The following is an 11432-nucleotide window of genomic DNA, read 5'->3' as shown; positions in this document are numbered from 1 at the left end:
GCAGCGGAACAGGCGCGGGCGACGGCGGGAGATTGACCCAATGCACGTCGATGCCGACCACCGGCGTCAGGTGGTTCACTGCCAGCATCGTCATGTCGCTTGCGTCCCCGTGCCTGCGTTATTGTTGTCGGCGTCGTGCGCAGTCAGGCGGGCCGAGACCTCAGCGGGCGCCAGCGGCTGGACTGCCTGTTTCCAGTCGATGCCATAGAGCGATCGCAGTGCGCCTTCCAGTTGACTGCGCTGCGCGTGCAGCCAGTCGATCCGCGCAAGCATCCACGCGACCGCAAGTTGCAGGTTGCTGTTCGCGCGCAACGCCGGATCGATGCCCATGCCGGCGTTCAGCGCGTTGAAGCCCGCTTCGAGCGCGGCCGCGCGTTCGCGCTTGCGATCCAGACACCACGCCTGCATCCGAAAAGCCTCGACGAGCATGATGGCGTCGTTCTCCGCCTGCGCGTACGGCGCCGCACCGGCGTAGCAGCGCGCTGCGTCGAGATAGCGCTCGCCCATGACATGCACGCTCGCTTCGCCGAACAAGCCGTTGAGAACGAGCTTGTTGCCAGCGGGCGCTGCTACGGCGCGCGCCTGCTGCCCGGAAGCGGCCGCTTCGCGATAGGCATGCAACGCACGGTCGGTGTCGCCCCACTTGAGATACGCCGCGCCCGCCAGCAGATGCACGGTCGCACTCTGATCGAACCATTGACGGCCGTTGCTCACCGCAAGCGCGGCGACACGCAAGCGTTCGAGGCGAGCGGCATCCCCGTGCGACACGCTTTCCGAGAGTTCGACGAACAGCCGCCTGAACTGCCCCGACGTCCCACGCTCGCCCGATTGCGCAGCGAGTTCCCGAGGCAGCGCATCCATTTGATAGCGTCCATGGATCAGGCGCACGGCGTGAGCTTGCCGTTGCGCGAGTCGGTCGAGCAACGTCGGCTCGGTTCCGTAGAGCGTCAGCCTGAGCCGCCGGGAAAGTTCCGCAATAGTGCTTTCAAGCAAGAGCAACAGGCTCTCGAGACACGCCTCGAACGCCTTGGGCTTCTTGATGCTTTCAGGAACGAGCACCAGCACCACGCCCGGAAATACCTCCGGGTGATGCCGCATCAGACTGGCAAGCATCGCGAGAAAATAAGCCGCTGCCGGCTCACGATTTCTCACTGGAGGCTGCCAGTCCGCGACGATGCCCGCCCTTGGAGACCCCTCGCGACGCACGTCATAGAACCGGATGACCTCGTCGGTCAAAGCATTGACGTATTGATCCGCGTCTTCAAAAGGCGCGCTCAACTCCAGCACGGCATTCGACAGTTCCCGTTGCCCCTGAAAGAACGTCTTCAGCAGCTCGACGTCGGCCGGATTGGCGTGCCAATAGAGCAAACGCGCGTCGGGGTCGTGGGCGAAGCGAAGCCAGTCTTCATGCGCGGCCATCAGCCGGCGCTCTACCGGATTGGTGGGTTTCCAGTCTTGCATGAGGACGGCATCAAGGATTGAGCTTCAGCTTGGCGCCCTGAACCGTGTGTTCGCCCGTTGCGCTACTGGTGATGGTCGAGCCGTCGAAGGTGACGGTCGAGCCGTTGATCGCATGACTGTCCGTGCCTGTCGATGTGATCTTGACGCCCGATATCGTGATGGTGCCGTCCTGCATCATCGTGATACTGGACGCGCCGCACTGAAGCTTGATCTGCGTCGTCGACGTAAGCACCACGTTATCCGTTACGTGAACTTCCTGACCGGCCCCGACAACGAACTTCTGATGACCCGTGACGTTCACCGTGTGGCTGTTCAGGAAGTCCGAAGTCTTGGCCAGGTGAACCGTTTCGTGCTCCGCGCCGATAACCTCGGCCTCGCGATCCTTGTGAACCGTAAAGGTGTCCTTCCCCACCACAGTCGATGTGCGATCCTTGCCGACGGTATGCGTCTGCGTGCCGGTGATGTCGGTCTTCTGATCCCCGCCAATGGTCAACGTATCGTTCGCCGTCACCTCGCGCTTGCGGTTGGCCTTGAGGGTGATGGTCTCGTCCTTCGTCACGGTCTCGGTGCGGGTGCCGGTGACCGTTGTGACTTCGTTCCCTCCCACGGACTTGGTGCGATCCGCCGCAACCTTGTGCGTCTCGTTGTTCTTGACCGTCGTGTTCATGTCCTTCTGGGCCTGCACCCAGAGTTCCTCACCGCCCTGCTTGTCCTCCATGCGGATACCGTTCGCCGTCTCGACGCCCCCTTTCATCGAACGTGACAACATTCCGCTCTGCGTCGCGTTGGCCGGCAGCGGCCAGGGCGGCATCGACTCCGCGTTATAGACGCGTCCCACGACGATCGGCCTGTCCGGATCGCCGTTCTCGAAGTCGACGATCACCTCGCTGCCAATGCGCGGAATATTCACGCCGCCATAGCCGCCGCCGGCCCACGGATACGACACGCGCACCCAGCACGACGAGTTCTGGTCCTTCACGCCCGAGCGGTCCCAATGAAAGCTCAGCTTCACCCGGCCGTATTGATCCGTCCAGATTTCCTGGCCGGCCGGTCCCGTGACGATGGCGGTTTGCGGCCCGCTGGTGCGCGGCTTGGGATAGTCCTTGCGCGAGGGCCGAAACGCGACCGTAGCCGGCTGCACCACAAACGAGGCCACGAACAGATAGTGGCCCGAGTTGCTGGTCTGATCCGGTTCGGACGCGGTGATCCGCGATTCGATGACCAGATATTCCCGGTTCGCCGCTTCGTGCGGATAGCCTTCGAGCTTGAAGGTCGTGCCGCAGACGATATCGCGCACATTGCCCGAACCGGAAGCGCGTTCACCCTGCGCGCGCCACTCTTCCATGCGCATCCGCGCGAACTGTTCACCGTGTGAGGGATCGGTGTAGTCGCCTGGCCACTCGTAGCGCTCCAGACGGTTGTGATCGGTTTCCAGCGGCAGTTCGTTTTGCTTGATCAGCGTGGCGCGCGGCTTCTTGAAATCGAAGTCGTTGGTGGTGACACGCCCCGGCTGGAGACTGCCGTTGACCTCGAACTTGCTGATGTGTTCGGCGTCGGTCTTGTAACCCGGAGGAAAGTACCCCAGCGTCTGATACGCCACACTCTGTACAGGCCGATGCGCGCCGACCTGATCCACCAGCACCATGCGATGGAAAGACTGGCTGTGCTCGAAGAACCAGTAGATGCCGTGCTCCGCCATCAACCGCTGGATGAACTCGAAATCCGTTTCGCCATACTGAACCTGGTAGTCCAGCACCGGGTAGGATTCCGACAGACGCATTTCATACGAGTACAGGTAGTTCTCGAACACCTCCTCGATGATTTCCACCACCGTCTTGCGCTGGAATATCCGGTAATCGGAGCGCTGCGCGAGCAGCACCAGCCAGGGTTGCAGCACGAGCCGGTAGAGGCTTTGACGGTCGGACTGGCCTATGTAGTCCGCATGCGTGACGAGGCCGCTGATCTCGCGCACGCCCGCGCCGATATTGCCAACGCCGCCGAATCCCATGCCCTCCAGTTCGATGGACACGGTCAGTTCCTTGCCGATCATCGCGTTTCGGTCGAGGTTCGCCGCCGCCTGACCGGGCATCACGGAATCGAGCGGCGTGGCGCACTTGATGGTGTACGCATACAGCCGGGACAGCACTTCCTCGCCCTCGATCGACCGCAAGCGCAACGCAGGTTCGCCTGTGGCCGCGACGGGCAGCGCTGCCCCGCTCAGAGTAATCGTGCTGCGTTTCGAGCCGAGCACGCTCCCGGCGATGTCCGCCGCGCTGCGCTCGAGCATTCCACTATTCTGCATCCCGGCATTCGACACGATGAAACCTCGACAATCGATCTGAAGCGGAACACGCGAGATTGCGTATTCGACCGACTGCCAATGTATCCCCGCGAGCGCATGCGAATGAACGCGACTATTCTTAATTCTTAAAAGTACGCATGCAGTCAAGAACAGGCATCCGAAATAATCGATGCCAATGAGCATCATTAATCGAGATCAACCTGTTTTCAGGAGATTCAAAGCCCGACACTACTGCTGACAGGATGCAAATCAAGCGTCGTAATCCGCATTCAACATGTCGATGAACGCGCGGACTTTCGCACTCAACAGACGCCGCGAACTATAGAGCGCCCAAAGCTCCACGGGCGGCCCGGCTTCGTATCCGAGCAGTTCGAGGCGGCCCGCCGCCACATCGGCTTCGACCAGCATGCCCGGCAGCAACGCCGCGCCCGCGCCTTGCAGCACGGCCTCGCGCGCCATCAGCAAGGACGACAGCCGCAACACCGGTTCAGGCGTGAGCGCGCGCGTGCCGCCATCCGGATCCTCGATCCGCCACACTTCGTTCGCCATGCGCGCCAGCACGACCGCAGGCAGTGTCGGCGCGTCCGCTTCCGCCTTGAAGCCGCGCGGCCCCACGAGCGTGCGCCGGTCAGTCGCGACACAACGTCCGACGAGCAATTCATCGGCGTCCGGATTGACGCGGATCACGAGGTCATAGCCATCCTGCACGGGGTCCGCCACGCGATCCTCGGCAACGATTTCCAGCTCGACCTGCGGATAGTGCCGCGCATAACGCGACGCAATGCCCGGCAACATCACGTGCGCGAACACGATCGGCGCGCTCACGCGCAGGCGTCCGCGCGGTACAGGGGCGCGCGCGGCGAGCGCTTCTCCGGCGTCATCGATCTCGGCAAGCAGGCCGCGCGTGCGTTCATGCAGCGCGCGGCCCTCTTCGGTGAGGCGCAGCGTGCGTGCACCGCGCTCGATCAGCCGCACGCCCAGGCTCTGCTCCAGTTCGGCGACATGCCGCGACAGCGTCGCCTTGGGCCGTCCGGTCTGGCGCGCCGCAGGCCCGAAACCGCCATGCAACGCGACGGCATTGAAATCGACGAGTGCAACCAGGTCCATTTTCGTTCCATCCACGAGACGATGCGTCTCGAACCGAGGTCTATCGACGCCCAATCGGAACGATTATCGTAGCAGCATCCCAACCCGATCAGTAAGGAGCTTTGAAATGACCATTCTCGTGACGGGCAGCACCGGCGTAATCGGCAATCAGGTTCTCGGCCATCTTCAAGGCAGCGGCGCGAGCGTGCGCGCCCTGACGCGCTCGCCGGAGCGCGCGCAATTCCCCGCCGGGGTGGAAGCCATCAAGGGCGAACTCGGCGACATCGGCGGGCTGCGCGACGCATTGAAGGACGTCGACACGCTGTTCCTCCTCGCGCCCAACGCGGCGGACGAACTCACGCAGGCATTGCAGGCGCTGAGCATCGCGCGCGAGTCCGGTGTGCGAGGCATCGTGTATCTGTCGGTGTTCAAGGGCGACGTGTATGCGGACGTGCCGCATTTCACCAGCAAGCATGCAGTGGAACGCATGATCGAGCAGGCCGGCCTGCCCGCGACCGTCCTGCGCCCCGCGTACTTCATGCAGAACGACGCACGCATGAAGGAGGCGCTCCTGAAGCACGGCGTCTACGGCATGCCGATCGGCGCGAAAGGCATCTCGATGGTCGACGTGCGCGATATCGGCGAGGTCGCCGCTCGCGAACTGCTGCGGCGCGAACGCAGCGCGGAACCGCTGCCGGGCGTCACTTACGAGCTCGTCGGACCGGATGCGCTGACGGCGGACAGCATCGCCGCGATCTGGAGCGCCGCGCTGAACCGCGAAATCCACTACGGCGGCGACGATCTCGACATGCTCGAAGCGCGAATGAAAGGCGCAGGACCCGATTGGCTCGCCTACGACATCCGCCTCATGATGCAGCGTTACCAGCAGGATGGCGCCGTGGCGAACGCGCATGAAATCGAGCGTCTGTCCGGACTGCTCGGACGTGCGCCGCGTACATACCGCGATTTCGCTGCCGAATGTGCGCAGCAATGGGCAACCGAATAAAAGGAGCCTCGAATCGGGCATTCGCAAAGGGGTCAGCCATGCGCTCCGAGGATTTTGGCGAACGCCCGGTTCCGAATCTGTTTTAATAAAAACCCTCACAGAGCAAACGTTTGGTCGCTGTTTTGTGTTCCAATTGATCTGATTATCTGTTTAAACCCCGCGATTACTTTCGCGATTACCATCGCGAATCATCGATTGGATATTCGGCTCATGCGGACTCAATCCGAGGCATCGACTTCAGAAAAGCGCAACAATGCGGAAGACGGGCGTCAGGCGCATTTCCAGCGCTGGTTCGCCACCTTCGCCAGTCTCGCGCATTCGCGGCTGCCGCTGCCCGCCTATCTGCAAAAAGTCACCGAAACCTTGAGGGAAGTCGCAGGCGTCGCATCGGCGGTGGTGGAATGGATCGAGGGCGACGAACTCGTCTATCAGGCGGCGAGCGGCGCGGCGGCCGCGCATATCGGCGTGCGTCTGCCTACCGCCGGCAGCCTGTCGGGACTGTGCATCACGCGGCAGCAGGCCCTCATCTGCCGTGATACAGCCACGGATCATCGCGTGGACCGCGCCGCGTGCAAGGCGGTCGGCGCGGTGTCGATGGTGGTGGCTCCGGTCATCTATGAAAGCCGTTCGGTCGCTGTCCTGAAACTGATTTCCGGGCAAACCGATTTCTTCGGTCCGTCCGACATCAGCATTCTCAACGCGTTTTGCGCCTGCATCGCGGAAACCATCGCGCGCGAGGAGTTCGCGCAGGAAAACCGCAAGCTGCTCAAGGAAAACGCGAGCGTCGCGGCGGATCTCACGGTGGAGTCGTCGCTGCGGCTCGAGTACGAGAAGAAGCTCGCCGACGCCATGCGCCGCCGCCAGACCGTGCTCGACAACGCGCATGTCGCGTTCGTGTCGATGGACGAAGCGGGCATGATCGTCGACTGGAACGAGGCCGCCGCGCTGCTGTTCGGCTGGAAAGCGCCGGAAGCGGCGGGCCGCGAACTGGCGGCGCTGATCGTGCCGGAACGTCTGCGCGACGCGCACCGCGCCGGGCTCACGCGCTATCTCGCCACCGGCGAGGCGCGCATGATCAACCGGCGCGTCGAGTTGCCGGCGTTGCGCCGCGACGGCAGCGAATTCGCCGCGGAACTGACCATCAGCGAAGTCTGGTACGAAGGCCAGCGCCAGTTTGCCTGCTTCGTGCACGACATCACCGACCGGCGGCGCGCGAGCGAGGCGAACGAACGCCTGCGTCTGCTGATCGATTCGGTCAGCGACTACGCCATCTGCATGCTCGACCAGAACGGCTACGTGCGCTCGTGGAACGAGGGCGCGCGCGCCATCTATGGCTTCACGGCCAGCGAGGCGATCGGCCGGCATTTCGCATTGTTCTACCCGTCGGACGAACACGGCCGCGACCGTCCCATGGACGACCTGATGCTGGCCGCCGAACGCGGCCGGGTGGAACACGAAGACTGGCACATGCGTCGCGACGGCTCGGAATTCTGGGCGCACGTGATGCTGAGCGCGCTGCCGAACGGTTCCGACGGCGAGCGCAGTTTCGTCAAGATCACGCGCGACATGACCGCGCGGCGGCGTCTGGAGGAACTGGAGGCGTCGAGCCGGCGCATGAACGAATTTCTCGCGCTGCTGGGCCACGAATTGCGCAATCCGCTCGCGCCCATCCGCAACGCGGTCAGCATCCTGAAGCTCAAGGCCACCAGCGACGAAGAAGTGATCCGCAGCCGTCAGATCGTCGACCGGCAGCTCGCACACCTGACGCGGCTCGTCGACGATCTCCTCGAAGCCGGCCGCGTCAGCTCGGGCAAGATCCGCCTCAGTACCGACATCATCGACATCGCCACGGTCGTGCATCTGAGCGTCGAGGCCAGCCAGCCGCTGATCGACGCACGCGGCCAGCGCATCGTCGTGAAGGACAGCGGCCAGCCGCTGTACGTCAACGGCGATCCCACGCGCCTCGTGCAGGCGCTCAACAACCTGCTCAACAACGCATCGAAGTTCAGTCCGCCCGCCTCGACCATCACGCTCGAAGTGGGTCCGCGCGGCTCGTCGGTGATGGTGCGCGTGATCGACCAGGGGCGCGGCATCTCACCGGAAGCGCTCGCCATCGTGTTCGACCTGTTCGTGCAGGAACATCCGCCGGGCGCGCATCCGGATGAAGGCGGGCTGGGCATCGGCCTGACGCTCGTGCGGGCAATCACGGAACTGCACGGCGGCCATGTGGAAGCCAGGAGCGGCGGTGCGGGCCAGGGCAGCGCGTTCTCGCTGTGGCTGCCGCTCGCGGAACCGCCGGCCACGGGCGCGCCCGCGAGCACGACGTCCGGCACGGCCGCGACCCGTCAGCTCGACGTGCTCGTGGTCGACGACAACCGCGATTCCGCCGACAGCATGACCTTGCTCGTGGACATGCTGGGCCATCGCACGCGCCCGGCCTATGACGGTTCTGAAGCGCTCGCCTTGTTCGAGGCGGAGCGGCCGCAGGTCGTGCTGCTCGATCTCTCGATGCCCGGCCTGACCGGTTTCGATGTCATCCGCCGCATGCGCGATGATGGCGCGCGCGTGGTCGTCGCGGCGATGACCGGGCTCGGCTCGGATGAAGACCGCGCGCGCACCCGCGCCGCGGGCTTCGATGCGCATCTCGTCAAGCCGGTCGATCTTCCGGAACTGGAACGCGTGCTGGCGCTGGCGGGACGGGGCTGAACTCACTGACACGTCGCGGCGCGCCCGGAATGCCACGCACGCAGGCAGGCGTCTTCGCCAGCCGATAGGGCGGCTTCAGCACGGGCCAGAACCCACCATGTTCATCGCGTGCGGCGGAGAGCACGTCGGCGAGAAAATTGCCGTCGTGCAGCAATTCGTCCACGCGGACCACGGGCACGGCTGACGCCATCTGTTGCGCGGCCCGCGCCTTTGGCAATCCGGCGCACCGCTCACGCTCGGCGTCCGAGGTTTCGCGTTCGATCCATACATGACCGTCCACACAGGCGAGCACTTCGCCGCGCACGGGCGATCGGCCTGCCGCGAACAACGCGCACCACGCGGCGACGTCCTGCATCGAGATCTCGATGAACGCGCCCGTGCCCGATGCACGCCTCGCACGCCCCGCAAGCCGCGCCAGGATCGCGAACAGCGCGGCCTGCCCGCCCAGGATGTCTGCGCCCGACGCGCCGGTCTTGACCGGTATGCCATCGCTGCGGGTCAGGTCCATGAGGCCGCTCATCGCCTGTATGACCGTGTCGAAGGCTGGCCGCGACGGATACGCCGACGCCATCCCGAATCCCGAGATCGAGCAATAGATCAGAGTCGGGTTAATGGCGCCGAGCGTCTCGCGTGTGAAGCCGAGTTTGGCGAGCGCGCCGGGACGCAGGTTTTCGACGAGCACGTCGGCGTCCGCGAGCAGTTCGCGCAAGTGAGCGCGGTCGGCTTCCTGTTTGAGATCGAGCGCGAGGGTCTGCTTGTCCGTGTTGTTCAGCGCGAAGAAATAGCTGGTCCCGCCTTGCCCGGGCGCCCACGCGCGGGCCGCTTCGCCATCGGGCGGCTCGATCTTCACGACCTCTGCGCCAAGCGCCGCCAGATGCTTGCCGACGAGCGGCGCCGTCGTGTACTGGCCGATCTCGATCACCTTCACGCCCGCGAGCGGCGCCGGATTGCCGCTTGCGTGCAGGTCCGGCCGAGCGACGCCATGCACCTCGCTCAACGGCGACTCCGTGAAAATCGGCACCTGCCGATACGTCTGCGCACCGACGCCCGCCGTATCGATAGCATGTGCCGCCGCCGCATGACGCAGGCGGAAATTCGGTTCGGCCGCCAGCTCGTGCATGCCGACAATCGGTCCCGCCGCCACGCCGATACGCTCGCACACGCGCACGCATTCTTCGGTACCGAGCGTCATGGTCCAGCTCTCGAGCAGCGCATCGAGTTCGTCGACGTGACGCACGCGGCCTGCGAGCGTCGCGAAACGCGCGTCGTCGAGCGGCGGCATGTCCGCGGCCAACTTCAGCTTGCGCCATTGCTCGTCGGTGCTGGTGCAGATGAGGATCCAGCCGTCGCGCGTGCGATACGCGTTCCACGGCGCGCTCGCCGGATGGCGGTTGCCCACGCGCCCCGCCATGCGGCGCGCAAAGACGGCGGGCAAAAAGGTAGTGAGCGCGTTCGCCGCACAACCGCTCAGCGTGACGTCGATGTTCTGCACCCCGCCGCCCAGGCGCTTCACGCGCACCGCCGCAGCAATCGCCGCCGCCGCGTACAGCGCCGCCGAGATCTCCGTCAGTGGAATGCCGATCCGCACCGGCGCGCCCTGCGTGAAACCGGTGGTGTCCATCAGGCCGCTCATCGCCTGGATTTGCGCGTCCGTCCATGCCGTGCCGGCGCGCGAATCCTGCGGCCCGGTCGCGGTGATATCGCACACGATATGCGTGCCTCCCGCCTTCCATCCCGCGATGCCGCCCGTCTCGCCGCTATCCGACGACACCGCGATGACGTCGTAACCCGTCGCATCGGCGCCGTCGAACCCGACGCACGCGCCCGCCTGTTCGAGCAGCACCGCGCACAAGCGCACCGCATCGCGCGCGCCGCACGCGAGAACCCGCACACCGTCCAGCATGATCGTCTCCTTCTCCGTGTCTTCACGGCTGGCGCGCCCGCGCGCGCATTGCTACCATTTTTCGATGCGAACCCTTCCGTCACTCAATGCCCTGCGCGCCTTCGAAGTCTGCGGCAGGCTGCTCAGCATCCAGCTCGCCGCCGACGAGCTGAACGTCACGCCCGCCGCCGTCAGCCGGCAGATCAAGCTGCTGGAAGACCAGCTCGGCGTGCTGCTGTTCGAGCGGGGCCATCGCGCGATCACGCTGACGCCCATGGGTTCGCGCTATCTCGCCGACGTCATCCGCAGCTTCGAGACGCTGCGCGCCGCGACCGTGAATCTCACCGAGGCGCGACGCCGCCGCACGCTCAAGATCCGCGCTTACACCACTTTCTCGATGAACTGGCTGTTGCCGCGCCTGTCGACGTTTCATCGCGACCATCCGGATATCGAAGTGAGCCTGACCACCTCGTTGCAGCCGGTGGACTTCAACACCGAGGACGTCGATGGCGCGATCCGCCTGTCGCACGCGCCGTCCTCCGAGTTCGGCTTCGACCGGCTCGTGCCGAACGAACTGGTGCCGGTATGCAGCCCGGATTTCCTGCGCACGCATCCCGGACTCGACGACGCCACGCCCGAAGCGCTGTGTCACGTTCCGCTGCTGCATTCGCTTGCGCGTCCCGAGGACTGGGCCAAGTGGCTCGACGCAGCCGGCGTGCGCGGCGTGAATCCGCTGGGCGGGCTCTCCTACGAAAGCTCGATCCTTGCGTACTTCGCGGCGACGCAGGGCCATGGCATCGCGATCGCGCAGCGCGTGCTGGTCGCCGATCAACTGCGCGCGGGCACGCTCGTCATGCCGTTTTCGTTCGTGCTGGATCTCGGCGCGTTCACCTACTACTTGATCTATCCGCCTGCCCATCTTGCGAGTCCGGAGTTCGCCGCGTTCCGCACCTGGCTGCTGTCCAGCGGCGACGACGCGCAACGCTGAC

The 11432-nt window shown here is 64.8% G+C and carries 7 protein-coding genes; 3 read left to right on the top strand and 4 right to left on the bottom strand.

Going from position 1 to position 11432, the window contains the following annotated elements; all coding sequences use genetic code 11:
* Positions 1-90 precede the first annotated feature (90 nt).
* From QCE69_RS22190 to QCE69_RS22180, 3 genes are all read right to left on the bottom strand, one after another.
* Positions 91-1461: a hypothetical protein gene (locus QCE69_RS22190; RefSeq protein WP_309933016.1), complete on the bottom strand. Its 1371-nt coding sequence runs from the start codon at positions 1459-1461 to the stop codon at positions 91-93.
* Between the two features lie 10 nt (positions 1462-1471).
* Positions 1472-3748, bottom strand: a complete 2277-nt coding sequence (locus QCE69_RS22185) for a type VI secretion system tip protein TssI/VgrG (protein ID WP_309933014.1) — start codon at positions 3746-3748, stop codon at positions 1472-1474.
* A gap of 264 nt (positions 3749-4012) precedes the next feature.
* The gene (locus QCE69_RS22180; protein ID WP_309923187.1) at positions 4013-4870 is read right to left on the bottom strand and encodes a LysR family transcriptional regulator; all 858 of its coding nucleotides are present in this window, start codon (positions 4868-4870) and stop codon (positions 4013-4015) included.
* 106 nt (positions 4871-4976) lie between these two features.
* Between QCE69_RS22180 and QCE69_RS22175 the strand changes: the two genes are divergently transcribed.
* The gene (locus QCE69_RS22175; protein ID WP_309933012.1) at positions 4977-5855 is read left to right on the top strand and encodes an NmrA/HSCARG family protein; all 879 of its coding nucleotides are present in this window, start codon (positions 4977-4979) and stop codon (positions 5853-5855) included.
* Positions 5856-6065: 210 nt separating this feature from the next.
* On the top strand, positions 6066-8561 hold the full coding sequence (locus QCE69_RS22170; RefSeq protein WP_309933010.1) for a PAS domain S-box protein: 2496 nt from the start codon (positions 6066-6068) through the stop codon (positions 8559-8561).
* Here QCE69_RS22170 and QCE69_RS22165 read toward each other — a convergent pair.
* A complete protein-coding gene (locus tag QCE69_RS22165) occupies positions 8503-10464 on the bottom strand; it encodes a CoA transferase (RefSeq protein ID WP_309933009.1) in 1962 nt (653 codons plus the stop codon). The two genes, QCE69_RS22170 and QCE69_RS22165, sit on opposite strands and share 59 nt — an antisense overlap.
* A gap of 64 nt (positions 10465-10528) precedes the next feature.
* On the opposite strand from QCE69_RS22165, the gene QCE69_RS22160 reads away from it, so the two are divergent.
* The gene (locus tag QCE69_RS22160; RefSeq protein WP_309933007.1) at positions 10529-11431 is read left to right on the top strand and encodes a LysR substrate-binding domain-containing protein; all 903 of its coding nucleotides are present in this window, start codon (positions 10529-10531) and stop codon (positions 11429-11431) included.
* Position 11432: the final 1 nt, after the last annotated feature.

Source organism: Caballeronia sp. LZ032 (assembly GCF_031451315.1).
GTDB lineage: Bacteria > Pseudomonadota > Gammaproteobacteria > Burkholderiales > Burkholderiaceae > Caballeronia.
This window is presented reverse-complemented; position numbering and strand designations above follow the sequence as displayed.

Bases quoted from the DNA above. Each gene is read 5' to 3' on its own strand.
- QCE69_RS22190 (WP_309933016.1), bottom strand. From the start codon at position 1,461: ATGCAAGACTGGAAACCCACCAATCCGGTAGAGCGCCGGCTGATGGCC.
- QCE69_RS22160 (WP_309933007.1), top strand. From the start codon at position 10,529: ATGCGAACCCTTCCGTCACTCAATGCCCTGCGCGCCTTCGAAGTCTGC.
- QCE69_RS22185 (WP_309933014.1), bottom strand. From the start codon at position 3,748: ATGCTCGAGCGCAGCGCGGCGGACATCGCCGGGAGCGTGCTCGGCTCG.
- QCE69_RS22175 (WP_309933012.1), top strand. From the start codon at position 4,977: ATGACCATTCTCGTGACGGGCAGCACCGGCGTAATCGGCAATCAGGTT.
- QCE69_RS22180 (WP_309923187.1), bottom strand. From the start codon at position 4,870: ATGGACCTGGTTGCACTCGTCGATTTCAATGCCGTCGCGTTGCATGGC.
- QCE69_RS22170 (WP_309933010.1), top strand. From the start codon at position 6,066: ATGCGGACTCAATCCGAGGCATCGACTTCAGAAAAGCGCAACAATGCG.
- QCE69_RS22165 (WP_309933009.1), bottom strand. From the start codon at position 10,464: ATGCTGGACGGTGTGCGGGTTCTCGCGTGCGGCGCGCGCGATGCGGTG.